7 protein-coding genes and 1 pseudogene are annotated in these 22,398 nt (G+C 55.3%); 2 read left to right on the forward strand and 6 right to left on the reverse strand.

Features of this window, described 5'->3' with window-relative positions; translation table 11 throughout:
• Positions 1–140: 140 nt before the first annotated feature.
• Genes AC0V60_RS00320 through AC0V60_RS00330 form a run of 3 tightly spaced genes read right to left on the reverse strand, consistent with a single transcriptional unit; the run spans position 141 to position 15,779 of the window.
• Positions 141–14,090 (reverse strand): two-partner secretion domain-containing protein, encoded by a 13,950-nt coding sequence (locus AC0V60_RS00320; RefSeq protein ID WP_486176570.1) that lies wholly within the window; start codon positions 14,088–14,090, stop codon positions 141–143.
• Entirely contained in the window at positions 14,090–15,187 is a 1,098-nt protein-coding gene (locus tag AC0V60_RS00325) for a ShlB/FhaC/HecB family hemolysin secretion/activation protein (RefSeq protein ID WP_486176571.1), read from the reverse strand. Before AC0V60_RS00325 ends, AC0V60_RS00320 begins: the two co-directional genes overlap by 1 nt.
• Entirely contained in the window at positions 15,129–15,779 is a 651-nt protein-coding gene (locus AC0V60_RS00330) for a POTRA domain-containing protein (protein ID WP_486176572.1), read from the reverse strand. Before AC0V60_RS00330 ends, AC0V60_RS00325 begins: the two co-directional genes overlap by 59 nt.
• Positions 15,780–16,130: 351 nt before the next feature.
• Between AC0V60_RS00330 and AC0V60_RS00335 the strand changes: the two are divergent.
• Positions 16,131–16,481, forward strand: a pseudogene (locus AC0V60_RS00335) (integrase core domain-containing protein); the annotation flags it as partial.
• A gap of 452 nt (positions 16,482–16,933) precedes the next feature.
• Positions 16,934–17,257 (forward strand): hypothetical protein, encoded by a 324-nt coding sequence (locus tag AC0V60_RS00340; RefSeq protein WP_486176573.1) that lies wholly within the window; start codon positions 16,934–16,936, stop codon positions 17,255–17,257.
• A 190-nt stretch (positions 17,258–17,447) separates the two neighbouring features.
• Here the strand turns inward: AC0V60_RS00340 and AC0V60_RS00345 are convergent, their stop codons facing one another.
• The 3 genes from AC0V60_RS00345 to AC0V60_RS00355 all read right to left on the reverse strand — a co-directional run bounded on the left by AC0V60_RS00345 (position 17,448) and on the right by AC0V60_RS00355 (position 22,299).
• Complete coding sequence (locus AC0V60_RS00345; protein WP_486176574.1) at positions 17,448–18,074, reverse strand: hypothetical protein; 627 nt, start codon at positions 18,072–18,074, stop codon at positions 17,448–17,450.
• 1,042 nt (positions 18,075–19,116) lie between these two features.
• Complete coding sequence (locus AC0V60_RS00350) at positions 19,117–20,121, reverse strand: DUF6607 family protein (protein ID WP_486176575.1); 1,005 nt, start codon at positions 20,119–20,121, stop codon at positions 19,117–19,119.
• A gap of 24 nt (positions 20,122–20,145) precedes the next feature.
• A complete protein-coding gene (locus tag AC0V60_RS00355; protein WP_486176576.1) occupies positions 20,146–22,299 on the reverse strand; it encodes a TonB-dependent receptor domain-containing protein in 2,154 nt (717 codons plus the stop codon).
• Positions 22,300–22,398: the final 99 nt, after the last annotated feature.

Raw genomic sequence — 22,398 nt, forward strand, 5'->3', positions numbered from 1 at the left:
TAGGGGGAGTTTTGCTCCTATCCGATCCTCAGTTTCACGCACCCGACCCGTGCTGGGGTTCAAATCACAGTTTGCGTTTCCAAACTCAACCGCGCGGCCACGATTGTGTTCAATCAACTCGGCGAGGTTAGCAAAGTCCATTAGTTCCTCCAGTTTGCAGCTCGGTCTCTCCAATATTGCTTGGACCAGGTGTTGAATTGGCTGCGGTTGATCCCTGATGGCAATTGCCCTGTGTTAATGTGGATGATGCCATAGTTTTGCTGATGGAATGTCTGCGTTACTTCTGCGATAGCTCCATTCTGCGTTTGCGTCATATGATGGAGATTCACCGGGTTACCATCTGTCCCAATAGGTGCGCGCCCGGACGCCATCCTTTGCAGGTTAGTACCTGTCACTTCTTGGCCATTTTGAGTCCAGGTAGATGTGTGATTGGGGTCAAATAGGTCGTCCCTCTGGTAAACTCGGTTACCATTGAAATTGATCGGATCACTCGACCAGAAGCGGCGGTTCTGTTGGAAGTGGTTTGTAACGTCAACTTGAGTCGCCGTCCTATTCGGAGCAATTCTCCTTTGGATTTGCTCAACCGCATTGTCGATAGCCTGACGGGTGTTGCTGAACAAGGTTCGTCCGGATGCTATAACTCTTGAGCTAGCTGCTTTGCCTGAAGTGACAATGCCTCTTCCCGCCCCGCTACCTGCGCGAGCAGTAGGCCCACCAATGCCAAGGGTGATAGCATCGAGTGCCAGAGTAAGCCCTACCACGGTCGGATTATTGTCAGCGCGCTCGGCGCTGCGTTCAATCTCGCGATTGATCTGGTAGATGAACCCTAGCTTGTATAGATTGTCAGGGTCCTCAGGATTAGCTTCGACCTGACGGACAAGTTCTGGCAGATATACTCTGCCCAGATAGAAGCCGTAATCAACACCGTCCTGATAATTTAGCTCCTCCCCCTGTTCTTCAAGAAAGCTGAGTTCCTCCGGACTAAGGAATGAGCCCACATCAAGGTCATCTGGTTTAGCTCGGGAAAGTACGATGTTAGCGTCAGCCGCGCCATATGCCAAACTGCTGATCGCCAAAGCGAGCACCTCAAAATCAGGCTGGCTCTTTTCAGGTTCCTGTTCTTGTAGGTCCAGGATTGCGCCCGCAGAATAGACATTCGCACTTTCAGCTGCGGCATCAAACCGCGCTTGCCATTGGCCATGGGGCGATTCAGGTCCATTTAGTTGATCTAACTGATCGCCGTAGAAGGTGTTGATGAGATCAATCAAAAGTTCCTGCCCGACTGTAGGATCACCACCGCCGAGGTCCGAAAGCCTTTCGGGTCCGTAGGAAATCGCTATCGCCAGCTTCTGCTGTGCTACCGCTTCATCATCGAAAGCGAAGAATTCGCGTAGTGTTGCATATCTTGCCGGATCACGTTCCTTGATTTGCTGCACTACTCCGAGATTATGCTCTCGAGTTGAGACGCCCTCTGGCGCAGCATTTGGAACAGGAGGATCAGTCAGTTCCTCACCATTTTCGCCTCGCAATTGGTTGTTTTGAGTCTCAATTTGTGCCGCAGTCACAGCGCTGGCAGCGTCAACTCCGATACTCTCAGCCACAACCCCGGTGAGGGTGGCAACCAGACTAGTCAATGCCTGCTGGTCTTCGAGACTACTGCGTTCAGCGTCGTCATCGCTTCGTTGGGCAAGTGCCGTGATAACATTGTTGATGACCACGCTGGCTGCAGCGCCCATAGCAGCCGCGCCACAATCACCAGAACCACCTGCCGCCGCACCGGCGCAGCCCGTCAGCCCTTGTAGGGCTGCACGCGTAGATTCGCTGGCTGTTGTTTCGTTGCCATCATCCATGAGACTGTCGGCAATGCTTGCAACTTCCTGAGTACCGAGACTTTGAAGCACATTGACTGCACTTGCACGAGCCAAGTCTGTGAGTGACCCGGTAACATTGCTGCCAGAAGCGCCGTTCAGTGCGGTCAAGGCAATATTGCCCAAGCCACCACCGCCCCAGATTCTGTCTAGTGTCTCTGCGTCATTCCTAAGCGTCGCTTCTCTTGCATCGAAGGCGACAAACTCCTGAATTGTAAGGGCGCGCCCTTCGCTACCGTCGGGATTGATTACGCAATTGCACTCGAGCATGTCTGCGATGGCTTCAGCTTCAGCCTCAGCCTCGGCTTGTTCACTCGCCCGGTTGGCAAAGAAGACTTGCGTCTCTGCGCCCAGCAATCCGGCGGCGGCAAAGCCTTGGGAGATGGTGGTGCGAGTGTCTTCGGTAAACTCGCGCACCAGAGCGCCGTCATTGGCACTATCGGTGTCGCGGTTGATGGTGGGATCATCGGAGCGATCCGAGCGATTGCCTTCTGGGCCCACGATCAGCGTGCCCGCGGCAATCGCGCTGCGCGTCGTGCCTTCCTGTGAGCCACCTGCGGAGAAAGCGCTGGGAAGGCCGGTGTTCAGATTGCCCAACGGTGTTGAAATACCACCGCTGTTTGTCCGTGCCTTATCGTCCGTATTGGAGGTCTGATCACCGTCGCGCGTGGCGCCCCCGCCTGTACCAAGGGTGGCTGAAAGGCTCAGCTGGCTGGCGCTGAACTCTTCGCGGTTTTCAATATCTAAGACAGCGAGACTGCCAGTTTCCAGCCTATTGAGAACCGCATCCGCCTCAGAGGCGATTACACCGCCTTCAAGGTTGGTTTGGCCATCGACCGTGATGTCAAAGCCACTTGTCCCCGCGAAGATACCCGACTGCTCCTGTACCGAAGCAAACTCGCCATCCACATCGGTATCAGAGAAACTGCCGCTGACGCTGCCCACGCCGGTGGCTGGGTTAAAGGATGCGCTTACGCCAACCGAGCTTGCATCGCTGGTATAGGTTGAGGTGTCCTGCTGACTGATAATATCAAGCGAGCCGGCGTCAATCTCAACCCGATCGGCGGAAAGCTGCGCGCCCTCCAAAGTCAAAGCGTCGGGCGTCGTGATCGAGGCTGTACCGCCTGCGCTCAGCAGGGTTTCGACATTGGTGACATCCTCGCCTTCATAACTGCTGGAGGAGCTGTTGAAGCTGGCCGAGATTTGTGGGCCAGAGGTTTGGCCGCTGCCGACATTGAGGTCGATACCGACCCCAAGACTAGCGCCGCTTGATGAACTCGTGCCCGAAACCGTGTCGATCTCTTGGGCGCTCTCAAGCGTGATCGCGCCTTCCGCTGCAAGCGCAAGATCGTTGGTGGCTTCAAGGATAGAACCGGTCACATCGATGGTGGACTCTTCACCTGCTCCAGCGGCAAGTACAGTCACATCGCCGCCCGATACAAGCGACGGGATAACCGTTTCATCGCGGGAGTTATCCTCTGATTCCGAACGAGAGAAACCGATGCTTGCGGTGAGCGAAATGCTCGCATCACCTTTGGCAAGGTCCTCGGCCGCATCCACTGTATTGACAGCAGCAAGCGCACCTGCTGCGCCCGCAACCGCCTGGACGCGATCACTGCCAGCGTTTTGCGCCAGATTGGCTGCATCACGCAGGTTCGCTCCGCTGGCAAGGATGGGGCTTTGAACGCCGATTGAGAGCCCAAATGACGAGCTTTCGCGCACCACGGTGCTTTCGCTGACATCGGTTGCGTTTTCGATGGTGATATCGCTTGCGGACAGGGTGATGTCGCCTGGCGTGACAACCTGGCTGCCGACAATCGCGAGCGAGCCTTCGCTGGCAATTGTTACATCACCAGTGGCCGATCCTACAAGCGAGCCATTGTTCCTTGTGGTGTCGGTATCACTGTCCACGCTGGTCTTGGCTGAGCCAATAAACAGACCGCCAGAGCCGATTGAGATACCCGACTTTTTGACCTGTGTATCGACGTCATAGACTTCCTGCGTCTCGACGCTTGTGATCGAGACATCGCCGCCTGCGACAATCGACAGCTGCTCATCGGCAACGATATTTGAACCAGCGATGCGGGCATCATCCGCAACGTCTATGCGGACATTGCTGCCTTCGAGGGTGGAGGCCAGCGCAGTTTCTTCAACGATATTGGTCGTCACGGTCGTGCGCGTGGAAGACAGCAGGCCCGATTTCTTCGTAATGGTGGTTTCATCGAGCGTCTGACGGTCAACCACCGCCTCGACGTCAAGGCTGCCGGCGCTGATGCTGAGATCGCCTGCTGCCGCTATGCTGGAGCCGCTGACGGTGAGTTCGCCCGGCGTCAGGACACCGATATCGCCGCCCGCTGCAATGCTGGAGCCGATATTGGTGACACTGCTCTCTTGGCGGTCAAACCGCGTCCGGCCGCTGCGTCCCTCGGTTGCGTAGTCGGAACTGTCCTGAACCGCCTCAACCGTTATACTTTCACCGCCAATAAGGCCGATATTGCCGCCTGCTGCAACGTCAGTTCCGCTGACGGTAAGACTGCGGCCTGCGATTACGGCCAGATCACCGCTTACGCCCACACTCCCGGTGCGATTGGTGGTGGTTTGCCCTGTTTCAGAGTCATAATTGCGCTTGCCACGATTCCACTGCGTGGCGATGCGTGTTGTTGTGGCGACACTTTCCAGGCTTACATCGCGGCCAGCGCGCAAGGATACGTTTCCGCCCGTAATGGTGCCAGCACGATTGATGAGGTCACGATCGGCTGAGACCGCCCCGTTCTGACCAAGACTAAGCCGCCCCGTGTTAAGGATATCCGCCGCGCTGATTTGCGCCTGGTTTTGGGCTTGAATTGTACCAGCGTTAAGCAGTGAATTGGCCGCGCGCAGCTGGATATTCTCGCCAGCGATCACAGCGCCGCCGGTTGTCAGATCGCGCTGGTTGACTTGGGTGAGATAAAGCTTGGGCGCGAGCACTTTTTTGATGCCCTCGGGGGTTTCCACCTCCACTTCGACCAGGATGACAATATCGCTGGTGAGGGTCGCCATTTGCTCAGGGGTGAGAGCAACGCCGAGCGCAAGGCCGAACTTCTCCACATACGTCGCGCCCGCATCAAGCAGTGCACGGTATTGGTCTTCGGCACTGGCGTAACCATCGAGCCGGGCAACACCGGCCTGAGCGGCGAGCTGATCGGCGATCAGCCTTTGCTCATAAAGGGCATCGCCCAGACGCTGCTGTGTGCGGTTTGGATCAAAGCCGAGGCGCTCAAGGAAGAAATCGCTGGAGAGGAAATTGCCGAAATCGGTGAATGCGGGGTCCGTTTCAACGAGGAAATTGGATCCTGGAGCTGCGAAACTGAACAGGCCGCTCAGATTGAGCATAAGCGCTGCAGCAGGACCGCTTTGCTGACCGCTTAAGGCGGCGAGGGCAAATCCCAAATCTGATCCGCTGACCGCCGACAGATTGCCGCCTTCGAGCGCTTGTGCGCTGAGGCCTGAACCGCTCAGCAGATCGACCTCTTGCGCGCCCGCATCAGTCACATTGGCGCCTGGAGTGTTTCCAGAGACAGAAGATTGACTGGGGCCGACACCTGTGGCCGAGAACTCTTCACCGTTCACATTCACGGTAGCGGCGGCGACGTCCTGCGATGTCAGGTTCGCAATCGTATTTCCGGCTACGCCAGACGCGAACGCGCCATTTTGAAGGACATCCAAACGATTGGCGCCTGACCCTGTGACATTGGCAGCGTCGTCAACATTGCTGCTGTCTGCGCCTTGCCCTTGAACGGCATTGCCTAGAGATGGGTCGTTGCTCAGGTCGGCATTGACCTGCTGAGCAAAATCCCCGCCCACAGGAACGGTCACATTGGCGATGTTGGGCGCGTCGATGCTGACCGTGCCGCCAGCGGAGATGATGGAGGGCGCAACAACGATTTGAGTTGTGACGGGATCACTTCTGGTGACGGTAAAGGCTGTTTCAACTGCAATATCGCAGCTTGGCAAACACCGGCTTTCAGCGACTTCGGTGATGGTAGTGCGGGTGCCAACCAGCGCCTCATTGACAAAGGCTCCGGAAAGTTCGTCTTCAGTGCTGGGGACAGAAGCGCCTGAAAAGATGATATCATTACCGGCGATGATACTCGAAATCCGGTTAGTGAATGTGTCGCCACTGATTACAACGCTGCCCCCAGCGATGATTTCGCCTGCCCCGCTATCGGCATCCAGAACATCTTCGGTTATTTCTTCGGTTGTGGTGCTCAAAAACAGCTTATTCGGGGCTGGGGTTTGATCGGGATTGATAAATGTGCCGACTTGCACCCGAAAGGTGTTCTCAGTGACTGAGACGTTCGTGCGTTCATTCAATCCGCTATCGGCGCTGATGACAATATTACCATCTGCCTCGATCCGTGCAGAGCTGTTGACGAGCGACGCGGCGCGATTGTTCGCTGCCCCGCCAATTTCAATGCTTCCAAGAGAGAAGACCAGCGCATTGTCGCGGTTGGTGATCGTACCGTCACTATAAAGGCCGAGCAGTCCAGAGCGGCTTGCAATAACTGCGTCAGAGCCGGTGTTCCCAATCAAACTGCGGCCCGTGACGCTCAGAACATCGCCAAAGATACGTGCGCGGTTGAGGATAGCGTTTGCGCTTAGTGTGACGTTCTCACCATTGATCAGGCCATCATTGGTGAGCGTGCCTCCTGCCGAAATGGAGAGATCGGTCGCCGTGATTGATCCGCTGGCTTCGTTCAGAAAATCGCTGCCTGTGCTCAGCGTGACCGTGCCTGCGCCTTCGATCGTTCCAGCATTGGTGAAATTGCCGGCGGCAGAGATGTTGATCTCGCCCAATGTGACAATACTTTCACCCGCGCCAAGCGTGTAGTCGCCAGCGTTATTCAGGATGAAATCGCCGATGCTGAACACTTCACCCAAAGTGCCTGTGTCAAAGTCAATATCGGACACACCGCCTGTCGCGATATTGCCTGCCGCATTGTTCAACTGATTGGTGGTGATACGCAAATCACCTTGTGAACCAATAGTGCCCGCATTTGTGATCGAACTGGTGAAGGCGAGGGTGCCTGCGGAATCAGACCAAATCGCCCCGTTGGCGCCATTGGAAAGGCTCGCGCCACTGAGCGACAACGCGCCTGTGGCAGCGATTGTGCCATTGCCGTTGACCAGCGTTTGAGCGGTGATTGTGGTGGCGCCTGTGCCTCCCAAACCGCCGCCGTCATTGTTGAGCGTAGTGGCGGTCAGCTGAAGGCCGCCGTTCCCTCCAGCAAGTGTCCCGCGATTGGTGATGCCCGATACATCCACTCGCAGCAGACCAGTACCGCCAACGATGGTCGCACCCGCAAGATTGTTCAGTTCATTGCCTGAGATCGTTAGGCTATCGCCCGAGATGATGCTTGCGTTTGTGAGCAAGCCAGTATTGAGCGACACAGCATCGCCTGAGATGCTGCCGCCAATGAGGTTGTCAAAGCGATCAGCGACAAGGCTAAGCTGATTGCCAAAGAGGACCCCTGAATTGGTGACATTTTCGGCGTCAATGCTGAGCCCGATGCTTGAGCCAATTAGACCGCCCGCTCCATTTACGAGCGTAAGGCCAGTCGTATTGCCGGTCAGATTTATCCCAGTGCCGCCACGGGCCAGGATGCTGCCATTGCTATTCTCTAGAGTGTTCGCGGCGATTGAAAGCGATCCCAGCGCGTCTACATCGCCATTGGCATTGGTGATCTGAGATACAGTTAGGGACAGGCTAGCATCGCTTTGAATAGCGCCGTTGGTGTTGTCGAGCTCACCGGCAATAGTGATTGTGCCATTTCCAAGGCTACCAATAACGCCGCCAGAATTTGTTGCCGAGCCCGCGTTGAGGCTGAGCGCATTGTTGCTGACAATGCTTGCGCCATCATTCGAGATGGCACCGCTGACATTAAGCGTAAGATCGCCATTGGACCCTGCCGCAATCAGCGCCGCTGCTGTATTGACCAGGTCGCCCGCGCCGAGAACCGCATCACCTTGGGCAAAGACCGTGCCGCCATTGTTTTCGAGCGCGTTATTGACCGTCAGGTCGAGCGCGCCAAGCGATTGGATGATCCCGCGTGTGTTGGTGAGGCTTTCAACATCAACCGTAAGCGCAGACCCGGCCTCTATCGCGCCTTCGACCAGATTAAGCTCGCTAGCGGTGATCATGAGGCTCTGTTCAGCAAGAACGCTCGCGCCGGTCCCAATGGTGACATCGCCGCTGGGCGCTGCAATTGTGGCGTTTCGTCCTGCGCTCAAAAGGTCTTCTGCGCCAAGTGATAGCGTGCCAGCGGTCAGCATCAGATCACCTTCGGAGGCGAGCGTCCCGAAGCCTTGTGCAGTGCCAGTCAGTGCGAAGTTGAGCTGGCTGCCAGTTCCAAAGGCGGCGATCTGTCCGCCTGCGCCTTCAAGTCCATTGATGGCGAGGTCGAGACTTCCAGATCCCTCAATCTGACCGCCGCGATTGTTGAGGTTGTCAGCGCTCAGCGATAGCGCTGCTGAGCTTGCGATCAGACCGGCCTGACCTGCGCTTTCAAATGAGTTATCGAGCGTCCCTGCAACCGTAAGTGCCGCTTCGCCCAATGCGCTGAGGGAGCCGCCGCGGTTATCAAGTGCACCGGCATCAAGCGCGAGGAGACCATTGGTCGCAATGGTTCCGCTGCGATTGTCGATGGAGCCTGATCTGATGGTGAATGTGCCGTCGCCCGCATGAAGCAACGCCGCGCCCGTATTGATCAAAGTGCCTGCATCAATCGTGAAATTGGTGCCTGCCGAATAGATTTCGGCATCCGAGAAATCGAGTGTGCCAGTGCTGCCGAGCGAGAAATCGCTGCTGCCTGCATGGCGCAAGGTTGCCCGGATAAGCGAGATATTGGCCGATGCAAGGTTCAGTGCATCGGCTTGGATCAGGGCATCGTCAAGGATGAGCTCGCCAGCACCAAGGCTCATCAGCCCGGCTGCGCCCAGTTCACTCGTGCTGGCATCCAATCGGGTGGCAGCACTTAGGGTGAGATTGGCATCGCTCGTGGCGACGAAGCCATTGCTGAGCGCAATTTCGCCAATGCGCGAAACAACAGCAGCATTGCCAACCGAGCCAATGCGGCCAGCATCGAATGTAATGCTGTTTGCGCCGACGGCTATCGTGCCGTTGGAGCCGATCAGGCCGTCTTGGGATTGAAGCGCACCTGCGATGTCTAGAGCTAGCAAATCGTCGCCTGTGACGACGAGTTCACCGTTGGTAATCGCCAAGCTATCCGCTTCAAAGGTAAGCGCGCCGCCTGCTTCAATCCGGGCAGGCACCGCAGATCCATTTCCAAGGCTCGCCAAGCCCGCGTCAATGGCAAGCAAGCCCCCAACAAACAGATTGCCATCATTGGAAAATGCGTCTGAGACTGCAATATCGGCTGAAGACACCGCAGTAATCGTACCATCATTGCTTAGCTGAGGCGCAGTAAGCGAGAGCGAACCATTCGTGCCGATCTCACCGCTATTGGAAAAAGCCCCGGACGTTGTCAGAGAAAGCGTCGCCGCACCGGAATGCGCGATTTGGCCAGAGTTATCGAGCTGTCCGGTCTCAAGCGCAAAATCGGCGCTGGCAACAGCCAGGCTGCCGCTGTTCGCGATTGCATTTGTATCAATTCGCGAGGCGATATCACCGGCAAGCACCACCTCTCCGGCATTCTCTAGCTCGTTCAACGTGGCATTTAGCTGATCAACAGCCAGAACGCCTTGCGCATCAATCGCGAGTGTATTCCCACTGAGCGAAGCCTGACCAGCTTGCAGCGTGCCGCCTTCGATCAGAAGGTTCTGAGCAAAGGTGAGATTTGTAATATTGCTTGCAGTCAGCACCGCTCCAAGGACGATTTCCCCAGTGCCGCCTATCGTCAGATCAAGATCGCCTGCTGCGACAAGGCGCGTATCGGTGCCGGCAAGGCTCAAATTGCCGAGAACGCCAATCACATTGCCATTGCCTCCGATTGTTCCCGCTATGCTTGTCAATTCGCCGGTGATGGCCAGGTTGAGTGCAGTGTCTCCGAGCGCAAGAATGCTGCCGCTGTTGCTGAGATCATCGGCAGACACTGACAACGCATCAGCCGCTTGAATTAGCCCGCCATTGTTCGCAATATCGCTGGCAATCAGCGAGAGGCTTTGCCCTTCGATCTGACCGGCATTTTCAAGCAATGCGGTGATATTGACCGAGACACTGCCCCCGGAAATGAGGCCTGCGCTACGCAGGTCAGCCGCTGAGATTGCGAGATCACGTGACGATTGGATGCTTCCGTCACCATTATCGAGCATTCCTGAAACGGTGATTTCGCCTGCGCCAAGAGAGCTAATGGCCCCGCCATCATTGTTGAGGGTCTGAGCTGTAATGTTCAGCGCATCATTGCTAGCGATCTGGCCTGCGCGATTGTCGAGCGATCCCGCAATGCCTATCGTAAGCTCTGCGTTCTCACCTCCAGCGATCAGCCCATTATTGGTGCCGTCACTGGTATTGGTTAAATTGTCAGCGATGATACTGGCATTGCCGCCTGCAAAAATGGTGCCGCCATTATTGACCAGCTCGCCCACATCAAGCTGCAGCTCATCGAGCGATTGGAATGTGCCAGCAAGGTTATCGAACCGATCAGCAGTAAGGCTCAAACTGTTCGTGGCCTCAAGAGTAGAACCACCAGACAGCGCCAGACCAAGCGTAGAGATCGTGATCGCATCGCTGGCAAAGACAATCGCACTGCTAGCAATATTGATGCTGCTGTTGTCTGCATTGAGTGCGACATTCGTAGCACTCAGGATCGCAGAATCCACGCTAAGCGCGCCGGAATTCGCGGTAAGTTCAAGCGATCCCGTCGCAGCGATCCTGCTATCGCCGTTGAGCGAGAGCGAGGAGCCGGAAAGACGAATATCACCTTCAGATATGACAAGTCCGAGCGCTGCGGCATTGTCCCCGACAAGCAGGTCCAAATCTGCCGCATCGCCAAGCGCCTGAATGCGTCCGCCAACGCCTTCAATCGCGCTCGCCTCAATAGAAAGTGCGCCTTCAACCTCAATCAGCCCCGCCTCATTGTCGAGTGAGCCCGCGCCGACCCGCAAGTCTCCGAGAGAGGAAATCGCTCCGCCTAGTCCGTTGGTCCCGAGCCCATTGTCGAGCGAAGCAGATGCATTAATCTCTCCGCCAAAAATCGCACTGATAGTGCCGCCCTGATTGTCGAGCGTGCCCGCATTGAGGTCGAGTGTGCCATTGGTCGCAATCTGGCCGCCCCGGTTATTGATCGCATCAGCGGTCAGGCTGAACACGCCATCGCCTGCGTGAAGCAGCGCGCCGCCTTCGTTGACAATCTCCATAGCTTCGATGGAGAAATTCGTACCAGCTGAGAAAATCTCGGCGCCTGAATAATCAAGCGTTCCGGCGCTTGTGAGGGAGAAGTCGCCTGCACCAGTGTGGCGCAGACGCGTGTTTTGAAGTGATAGGAGATCGCTTGCAAAGGTGAAATCTTCCGCCTCGACAATCGCGTTATCAAGGACGAGGTTCTGGGCTGAAAATGCAGCTGTTTTGCCCGCAGAAATGGCCGCGCCATTCCCGGCCAGTCGAGCAGCAGCGCTGAGCGAAACAGAGCCGTCGCTGGCGATCAGCGCACCGCCGCCAAATGTAAGATCGGTGCTTACAGCATCAATGCTCAAATCGGACAGCGAAGTGATCTGGCTTGATCCAAGTGCGATCTCGCCGCCAGACAAGCTGAGCCGCCCGTTGCTGCCAATGCGCGCCTGGGTCGCGGTCAAACTCTGCTGAGCAGAAATTGAGAGCCCAGCATCCCCGGTTGCGATCACTTGCGCATTGCCCAGCGCGATGGTCTCGCCAGTCAGATTGAGCAGTCCCGATGCTTCGAAGCGAGCGGGATCATCGCCGTTTTGCATGGCAGATATCTGGCCCGCCTCGACATTCAAATCGCCGCCTGAGGCCGCGGTGCCGGTATTCTCGAGCGAACCTGCGACCTGCAAGGAAAGCGCATCTAAGGCGGTCAGATCGCCGCTATTTTCCAGCCCGGCGGCCTTGATAGAAAGCTGCCCATTGGTGGTAATGCTGCCCGCATTGCTGAGCGCGCCGCTTGCCTCAATCAAAAGCGAGCCGCTGCCTGCATGGGTGATTGAACCGCCATTGCTCAACGTATCGCTGCGGAGAGTGAAATCGCTGCCGGTCGCGGAAATGCTGCCGGTGTTTACGAGGTTTTGTGCCTCGATTTGGGAAGCGGCGTCGCCTGAGGCGAGAATTGTCCCTGCGTTGCTGAGTGTCGTCTGCTGCGCTGTGATCGTATCAGCAATCAGAAGGCCATCAGCCGCAAGCAATGTCGTGCCGCTTTCCAGAGTGAGAACTCCGGCCTGAAGGCGGCCATCATTTATCGCTACATCGCCGCCGACCCTGAGCGCAGCTTGCCCCGCCGTAGCGACAAAAGCGCCATCGCCGATTTCAAACGTGTTGGCGACCTCAAGAGATAGGCCGCCGCCAGCGATCAGGCGGGTGCCTTCTCCGCTGACCAAAAGCGTTCCCAGCCTTGCCTCAACCGCTCCATTTCCGCCGATTGTGCCACCGGTGCTGAGCAAACTGCCGCTAACATTGAGCGAGAGAGCATCATTGCCCAGTGCAAGGATATCACCGGCGTCATTTGTGAGGTCGCCAGCATTGATGCCGAGCGTAGAAAGCGATTGGATCAGGCCTGCCTGATTGTTCAAAGTGGCAGCCGAGATGGATAACGTCTGCCCTTCGATCCTTCCCGACGAATTGCTGAGCGTATCAGCGGTTTCAAGTTCAACCGCGCCGCCCGAAATGAGGCCCGAGTTCGCGAGTGTTCCAGCCGAAACAAAGAGCGTCTCGCTTCCACGCAAGCTGCCCGATTGGGTCAGATCAATGCTTCCGGCCTGAACGAGGGCAACGCGTCCTTCCGCGCTCCCGCTGAGCTCAATGGTTTGCGCACCCAGCACCAACCCATCACCGGCAATAGCCCTTCCTGACACGTCCAATCTGTCAGAAGCTACAAGCGAAAGATTGCCTTGCTCGGTCAGCGTGCCTTGCCTGGAAAGACCTGCGGAAACTGTGCCTTGAGCAGCGATATTGCCCGCTTCAATCGCGATGTCGGCGGCGCTTGCAATCAGACCGCTTGCGCGGACTTCATCAGCGTTCAGGCTCAAGTCGCCGTCTGTATAGACAAGCCCATCGACACTGATCGCATCGCCAGCTGCAAAATTCGCCTCGCTCTCGCTTGTGATCACACCCGCGACGGTGATCGAACCATCCGCACTCAGCTCTATACCGTTATCGAAGGCTGCAAGGCGTCCGTCTACATTGACGCCTAGCCCTTCGCCTGTACCGATCAGGCGGATAGAGCGCGCAAACATCCCTCCAAGCGAAGAGACATCGAGCGCAAAACGAGGCCCATCAGCGCCTGTTTCCGCATTAGCAGTGACGATGATTTCGCTTCCGTTGAGCTCAGCTTCGCCATTGCCTGCTACCGCCTCTATCGTGTCGGCCCAAACGCCTGCATTGATGTTGACCGCATTTGCAAACAGACGCAGCCGGAGATTGCTGGCATCAAGCCCCGCGCCTTCCACATTGAGGACACCAGCGCCGAGACCGAAGCCAGAAAGCTGCCCATCCACACCAAAACGCGGAGTTGCAGCAGCAAGGCTGACCGGTCCTGAATTGATGAAACCGCACCCATCGCACGTGATGCCATTGGCATTGGCAATCACCAGTTCAGCGCGTCTCCCGGCGATCTCGATAAAACCGCCCAATGTGGTCGGTGACGCTCCAACCACTTCATTGATGATGAGCGATGCTTCACCATTCGCCAAATTGGAATTGCCGTCGATAAATCCTGCAAGCTGCGTGGCGACGATATCGCGGCTGTTATTGAGGATTAGGCCGCGTTGATCGACATTGAACTGATCATAGGAATTGTGGCTTACGCCATTTTGGTTTGGTGCCGCGATGCGAACAATCGGTGTTCCATTGGCGCCAACATCCCGTTGCGGGGTGGATGACGTGCGCTGCTGGGGTGCGATGACGACGGGGGGCGCGGATACGGCACCACTGTCCTGAGCATGGGCGATGAAGCCGGTAGGGGGCTGCATCGCGGTTGCCAGCATCAGGCTCGCAGTAAAGTAACCCAACCGCTTTTTTGCAGTATTGGGACGACGTATATGGGCGGATTTTTTCATCAGAAACCCCAGTTTGCAGACAGCCCGAAACGGATGTCATTTCCTTGAAAATTTGCGCGTTTTATCGGAATGGCTGCAAAGCTATCGAGCCTCAGCCCCTGCCATGCGACCCGCAGCCCCACGCCGGCCCCTGCGATCAATTCTTCGCCGTTGACCGTGCCAAAATCGAAAAAGGCTGTCGGTGAAAAATGCTCGCCCAAGCGGCCCTCAACCTCTTGCCTCGTTAGAAAACCGCTGCGCCCAATCAGTGCATCGTCGGGATCAAAACCTCTCACTGTAAAAGGCCCACCGAGCGAAATTGCATCAGCGCCGAACAGGTTTCGGGCGCTGAATTGCGCGTTCAAGATGCTGTTCCAATTGGCGAAAAAGCTATTTCGAGACAGGGGCACCCTGGCCGCAAGATCAAAAGATGCAATCCGGTAGCGTGCTGAGGGCAGGGCGTCCGGGCGGCTGTCAGGTTCATCCTGAGCGCCCAATATTCCAAGACCAAAACGCCCGGATAAGGAGCTATTGACTTCCACATCACCAAAGAACCTGCGGTCGAGCACTCCAACAGTCAGATCAGTGATATCCTGACGTTGGATCAATATCTCAACATCTTCGATAAAGTTGCGTGCCCATCTGCGCGTCAGCGAACCGCGCAAGGCTGTGCGACTAGTCTGGCTGCGCGCGACAACCCGCTCAGCAAAGCCTGACACTGTTCTTAACTGGCCGGAGGTGTCGAAGTTTTGCACGGCTCCCTCGACGGTCTGACTGTAATCATTGGCTGAGCCCGACACGCCAAATGTCCACCAGCCCAGCGGGAACGAAAGGCTGGCGAAATACCCCTCGCTGTCACCGGGCAGATCAGGTTCAAACAAACGTCGGTTATATGAGACGCTGAATATCTCGGACGCGCCCAGCACATTGACTGCCGCCAGCTGGGCGTTTGCCTGCCAATCACCAACAGCATCGCCTGCAAAGGAGTTAACTCCGATTGATCCGGTGAGGTATCTCGATTGCTCGCTGGTTACAGCAAGAATGGTTTCACCTGGCGCATCACCGGGGACCAGATCGACATTGACTTCGCGCCACTGGGATCCGGCGCATCTGCTCAAGCCCTTGCTCAAGTGCTCGCAGATCAACAATATCCCCTTTATCGACAGGGGAGGCCACATCCCATTGGAAGCTTCGCGCCTCGCCATTGACTTCAACATCACCGACAAAACCCGGCACCACCAGCACATTGAGAACACCGCTAGAGAGCTTCTGCTCGGGCAGTCCTGCTCGGGTCGTCACCAGGCCCCGATCAAGAAACTCTGCTTGTAAGCCGCGCAGAATATAGTCGAGCCCGGCTGAGCCTGCACAGCGCCCGGCAAAACTTGAAAGGTAGAGGGCGACCCAGCGCAGACGGCTGTGATCGGCACCCTCCACACGAATTTCATTGAGGGTGAAGCACTGTTCTTCTTGCGGAAATTCTCCCAATACAGAAGTCGGTGCGCCGTCCAGATCGGCGACGGGCGCACGCTGCCGCGCTTCGCGTTCAGCAGCTTCTCGCTGCGCCCTCAGCCTTGCTTGTTCTATATCGGCTTGAGTGTTGATTTCCGGGACAACATCTTGCGCATAAGCAGGAGCAATTGTGCCGCCTGCTGCCCACGCGAGCACTGAACCAACAGTCAGAATTGACCGAACACGACCCCTGCCGAACACTTTTGCGACCCCTCGTTCAAACGCTTTTGAGCCCTGGTACAGGCCAAGACTACAGTTGTTGGCACAACTTGCGTAGACGTGAGGTACTTGTGCGAATCTGTTTAGAAAAACGCACCGTTCACCAAAGATGTACTGTCAATTTGCGACCAACATTAACTAACAACTACGGCAAAACACGTGAATGAATGGTAAAAATTTGAAAAGTTCGGTGAGTTGGCGACCATATCGGATTGTTATGGAATCTGGCGCGGCAGCTGACAGATACCGCACACTTTTGGCTCAGAATGACAGTCTTTTTTTCGTATTGCAGGCCAATCAAAAAAACAGAGTTTAGCCCGACTGTTCCCCGTCAGCATCAAACACAAACCAAGGCTGCTGAGTGATACCGGCCCCAACTACATCGCAGGCGCGCTAGCCGATTACATCGAGGCAGACCGCATGAGCCGCGTTCGCGGTGCTCCGTTTCATCACCAGACGCAGGGCAAGATCGAGCGCTAAAGTCCTATGGGGCATCAGACGCTCAAGAACCGCATCCTGCTGGAGAACTACAACTTATTCGGCGATCTCGAGGTCCAGATCGAAACGTTCATCGAGCATTACAACCATCACCGCTATCACGAGAGCCTGAACAATGTAACTCCTGCCGGCGCCTACTTCGGTAGAGCTGACGACATCATCAAACAACGAGAAAGGAGCAAATGAAAGACCATCCAACATCGGCGCTTGTAACACCGCAAGCTAGCCGCATAATATCAACCAACAAGACGAGGCAAACCCTCCGCTAACCCAAACTCAAACTTGTGCCAAATGGTCTAACGATGGACACACAGGCAAGGCTCGCAACCAACGAACGTGATACAACATGACCGGGCCAGGCTGAGCGAGCTTCTTCTGTGAGAGACCGGAAGAGCTCGAAGCGTTCGACATCGGTCTCTGCCCCGCGCCACGTCTCATCAAGCGATCCGACAAACTCTGCGAGGACCTGCGCTTGCTGGTGCGTATTTGGCCTCGAGGTCTGAAACTGGTCCCGACGCGGTTCGCGCGATCAAATCTCAATAGCCCTGTCACTGGATGCGACCCCACTCCAATTGCCCTTCATCATCCTCATTTGGATATTTGGGCCTTTTGTTGCCGAATGGCGTCATGTTGGAAGCATGACCTATGGCAGCAGCACCTTTGTCCGGCAAATCAAGCGTTGCGCGATCAAAAGAACAACCAGCAGCGAGATCGTCTCTGAATTTGCTCAGCTAATCCACACTAAGTTGGAATGCACCTTTAGTAAGCCTAGTGAAAGGACCATCGTAATCGGGCCTCGATCTAATAAACCAATCGTCAATAAGCTCGCGCTGAAAACCATTCTTCTACGACTGAAAACCGTCGGCAACCTCGAGGTCGCCGACACGATGAAACACTGCACCCCTACGCGCCTCGCGCAACAGGGCTTTCACCGGGTCATCGTCAGGCAATTCTTCCAGTAGCGGCACAATTTGCAAATCAGCAAACAAAGCACGCCGATTACTTATATCGTCGGCACGGTATCCAGCCTTCTCGAGAGCCTTACCAATCTCGCCCTCAAAAAGTTATCTATGCAGATTATGCTCGATCTGAAATTGCCCAAACATACCCGGTTTTGCTGGTACTTCGGTCATAGTGCACCCATTGCGACAATCAGACTACGAGACAGCGATGGAGGAAGAACGCCCTTTTGAGGCCAGCATCCATAATTGCATCACCCAGCTTTTGACTGAGAAACAAGGAGCCCTGGAGAAGCGGATCCACCCATTGGTCAGGACCATCCAACGCATCACGCGAAACGGCGACCATATCGTCAGCCAGCATGTCATTTTGCGTAAGATGCCAGACATTTCCCGAGGGATTGAGCTTTCTTTTGGCAGAAGTCTCATCAAGTCGAACCGCGCTCTTCTTGTTCCCGATCACCCAGCTGGAATATTTCGTCGCATAAGGCGTTGTTTGATCCGCCTGGAAAATCCCTTTATCCATCGGACAAAGACCACCCTTTCCTAGATCAAAGCCTTCGAAGACTTTTTCGGCCCCTTCAGAGACAAGAATTGCGTATCCAACATCAAATACCGCTGGCAGCTTGTTGATCGGCGGATCTTCATCATTCGCCCAAATCTTGTGAGGACGATGCTTGTTTGAGATCGGCTCACCGCTCTCATTCGCAAATAGCAAAGAGCCGTCATAATTATTGCCATCATGAAAAAGGTCAATTTCCCATCGGCGGTTTAGCGTTCCGCTTTTGTATAGAGAACTTACCCAAACATGATCACTCATCGCGCTTCTTTCTCTTGGATTCCTCGGAAAACAACACGGAAATCGGACGCAGTCGAGCACGCAATCAAACATGACCGAGCAAACTTGTGTAGCAAATTCGAAAGTGGCTGCGACCCCACGTGATTCCCCTCGACCCCAAACTCTTATTTTGAAGCACGAATTTTGGAAATCAAGGCAGTTCTAAATAAAATCGGGAAAATCTCTCCGCACGAGTGCGGTGACAACTTTGCACACAGGGGAAAGCATAAGATTACGCTCCGGTATCACAGTAAACACATACTTACTCTGTCCTTGGATAAAGCGGGCGATCAATAAAAGTGCCGGAGTCAATGCGCTGACGAATATTAAACCGCGCACCCTTAAAACCATTGGTGTTTCTGGATAAGCACGGAGCAAGAGTATCACGCAGCCCTTGCGGTCGGGGGGATTGTTTGTGGGACCGTTGAACGCCATTACACGCTCTCCCACTTGGTGAGTTCAAGACCCGTGAATGCCTCTGAGAGCAGCGCATCTCCAGCGGACTGAGAGCAGTAGAGGTGCTGTATAAGCAGATTAGGATCTCGCCAAAAATGTGCACTCCCGATCCGTTTCGATATCTCGAACGCTGACCACGGCACCTGCTCCAACGATTACGCACGCAGCACCGCTTACTGCGATCAAAATTGCCGTCGTTTCATATAAAACTCTAGTTGCTTAGATGCCCAACTAAATGAGTTTCTCTGTATGTATCGATATCTTCTAGTTGAGCCCAAACTGCCTCGCCTCTCGCTGAAGGATAAACGCTTGGTGAGATGTCAGCACTTTCGCTAGACCTCCAAAAAGCAGCGGAACCGCTCTTGTGGGCGGTAACGGAATGTCGGCTCTTCGACCGAAATGCACCACAACCGGACAGACCGCCAACGACCCAAAGTCTGACCTTCACCGATTAGTCCCTTCCGCTCCCATTTTGACAAGCAACGCAATGCTTTGAACCCGAAAAAAGGGTTCAGTCGATATGTGCTGCAATCGATTGTGCCCGAAGTCACGGAGGGAAAGGAACCGGTTAGCCACCCTTGCTGATCGTACCCTCAGTGATCAAAGCAATGGCCTTTGTAATCGCGTCATCTGAGCTCATTTCACCCTTTTGGATCGCATCAGCCATGCTGAGTAACTCTTGCGCGACTGTGGTGCCGTAGTTGGCTTCCTGTGCAATGGTAATGCCCCCATTGACCTCAGCTTGAGCATCCCATTGCGTGCGGATTGCAGCCCAATAGTCTGAAGTGGCTGCCCAGTAAGCGTCTGCCGCTGCGACGTTGTAATCATCGAAACGCTCGTAGGTGTTGAGTACATATTCCTGCACGACTGGCACCATTTCACCGCTGCCATCTTCAGCGGGCATCATCTTCGTATTGTCTTGCCAGTGAATCCAACCCCTGGGCGTCAGTTGATGGCGATTGATGCCAACATAGTGATCGTAGATTGGTGAACGTGTGGCATCGCGCCGCGCCAGAGGACGCGTGGTCCAACTTGAGCGCCAGCGGGTGATACCATTGCTCTTTTGCCATTCGCCCCAAGCGGCGTAACGCGGGCTATCGTCAACTTGATAAACGGTCTGAGACCAACGACCTGTGCGCAGACGCTCGGGCACTTCGGTTAGCTCCCAAGTTTCGCCTCCCGAATAGGCCAACACTTGCGTGGGCTCATATTCCCAGTCCTGCCGCCAGTGCTTGACCACGAAGGGTTGGTCTGGAGAGCCAACGACGAGTAGGTGTTGGAGCACGATCTTAGTTCCCGTGTCCTCGATCACTCGGATGGATTCGTGCCCGCCTGAGATTTTGCGATCGAGCGGTTCATAGCCTTCGAGCCACGCGGTCGATTCCTGCATGTCGAACGTGACTTTGTAGTCACCCGCCATAGATAGGATGGATGCGCGATCCATTTCAAATGCGGCCTGATGATCCGCCACTGACCGTTCAATAGGATCGTCCGCCAGCGCTGGAGTGGGAGCTGCGCCAAAGAAGAGAAGTGTTGAGCCCAATAGGCCAAGAGTACGTGCCGTAAATTTCATTGCTCTATCCCTTTGTTTGATTGGTTAGAAACCGCGCGACCAGGAAATGGCCGCTTTGAAATTCGCGCCGGGTTGGCTGACCCCAGCATTGACCACTTCGAAGTCAGCATCACCAACATTGTCGATCCCGATATCGACGCGAAAATCTTTGAGAGGGCCGGTGTCCGGTTGGTAGACGAGGTAGATATCGCTCACGATGAAGTCGTCACGAACCTCAACGTCCGTGTTCACTTCATCGAACTCAGTCGCAATGGTCGTGCGAGCACCAAGCCGGAAGCCGCTATCACCAAGGCGAATGCCTGCATCCAGAAAGAATATGTCAGGTTGCAGGACGCCTTCGAGGAACTCTCCAGTGTCCGCATTCACCCCGTCAATGGTCGAGAAGTGGCCGCGCGCGTAGACATATTCTGAGTTGTAGTTGAACTCGATCTCTATCCCATCGATCTGAGCATTGGCGATGTTTACATTCTGACTGGTGTTGCCGAACTCCACGCCTGACCCGCACGGCGGCACGAATGGGCTTGGGACAAAACAGCCAAGCGGCGTGTTAACATCAAGTCCAATCAAATTGTCGACATCGCTTTCGTAATAAGAGCTCTTGATCGACAGGCTATCGGATGAGCCGAAGATACCATTGAGATCAAGGCCTGCACCAAACTCAAATGTCTCGGATTCTTCGGTTTGCAAATCCTCATTACCGATGAAGAGGTTCTGCACAAAGGTTGGACCAAAGGGGCCTGGAGGAGCCGTCAGATTGGGAATGGAGAAATGCACGCCATCGGCAAAAGCCTCATTGAACGACGGGGCACGGAAGCCTTGCGACCAATTCCCGAAGAACAGCAGTTCGGGGATCGGTTTGTATGACACACCTAGCTTGGGCGAGAACTCATCGTCGTCGATTTCGAATGTCTCGCCATCGGCAGTAGAGTCGAAGTTGTCCCAACGAATACCGGGAATGACGCTTAATTCTCCCGGGATACCATCGGCAAGGGTCAATTCCGCTTGAAGGAACAGCCCAACAAACTCTGTTTCCGCATCGGGCACACCGCCGCGCGTTCCATCAGTGGTGTCCGTATCCAGCCCGACCTGCTCATCGCGGTAGTACTCGCCGCCATAGGTGAAAGTGAGAGAGGAATTATCGCCAAGCGTGATGCGCGAACGGTTGTCGATGGTGATACCAAAGGTCTCAACTTCGCGATCAGTGATGCGCGGGTCTTCCACCTCGTCCTCTTCAACGCCATTGATGCTGTAGTAGCCGACAACATTGAGATTGATCGCATCGCTCGCCGGATTGAAATTCAGGCCCAACTGCGCAGTGTCATTACGCGCATCGCGGAAAACCAAAGCGTTGCCTGGTCCGGCGAGATTGACGCCTTGCGGGTTTTGCGGGTCGGTCGAGTCGGCTTGGTAGCGCGAATAAGAGGCATAAAGCTCAAATGCGTCATTGGGTCGCACAGTTACCTTAAACAGCCCCGAGGTGATATCGTCATCGGCAGGCAGAAGGTCGCCGCTTCCCAATTCGATGCTGCCGGAGTTGCGATAGGTGAAATGACCAAGCACATCCCAAGTATCGTCAGAGGATTGACCAGCGCCAGTGACGCTCGCACGGAACTCGTCATTGACCGATTGGAAGCCTGTGCCGAGCTTGAGGTAGAACGTCTCATCATCCTCAAGCAGGTCTCTCGCAGATACGGTGCTGGTCGCAATAACACCGCCAAGCGCACCAGAGCCATAAAGAGCTGAACTTGGTCCGCGTACCACCTCCACAGTCTGGACAAGCTCTGGATCGATGAAGAAGCGCCCATCGTGGCCAGAGACGAAGCTCTGCCGCGCCCCATCTTGGAAGATAAGCACACCATTACCGCTAAGGCCACGTATGGTCGGAGCATCGCCAGTCCGCCGTGGGCCGGAATCAAACTGCGCCCCCGGAATGGCTTGAAACACATCTTGGAGTGTCGATGGATTGAAGTCCTCAATCACATCGCGTGTCACCACAGACACTTGACCCGGAAAATCGAAAGCTGATGTTGGATTACGCGTCGCCGTGACAGTGATCACCGGCTCATCCACCGCTTCCTCTGACGCCTCCTGATCTTGCGCTAACGCCGCCTGTGCGCTGCACAACAGCAACGCGCTGCTGATCGCGACCCGCGAAGTGCCTCCTAGTCGAAATTTCACCCCTTGATCCCTCCTGAACCGATGCCTGATCTGCTCCACCTGCAGTTATTGCGAATGAGAGTCAATAGTGTTGCAAGTAAGAATCATTCGCGATATACC

The organism is Erythrobacter sp. S259 (assembly GCF_057364965.1).

Bases quoted from the DNA above. Each gene is read 5' to 3' on its own strand.
- AC0V60_RS00320 (WP_486176570.1), bottom strand. From the start codon at position 14,090: ATGAAAAAATCCGCCCATATACGTCGTCCCAATACTGCAAAAAAGCGG.
- AC0V60_RS00340 (WP_486176573.1), top strand. From the start codon at position 16,934: ATGACCTATGGCAGCAGCACCTTTGTCCGGCAAATCAAGCGTTGCGCG.
- AC0V60_RS00345 (WP_486176574.1), bottom strand. From the start codon at position 18,074: ATGAGTGATCATGTTTGGGTAAGTTCTCTATACAAAAGCGGAACGCTA.
- AC0V60_RS00350 (WP_486176575.1), bottom strand. From the start codon at position 20,121: ATGAAATTTACGGCACGTACTCTTGGCCTATTGGGCTCAACACTTCTC.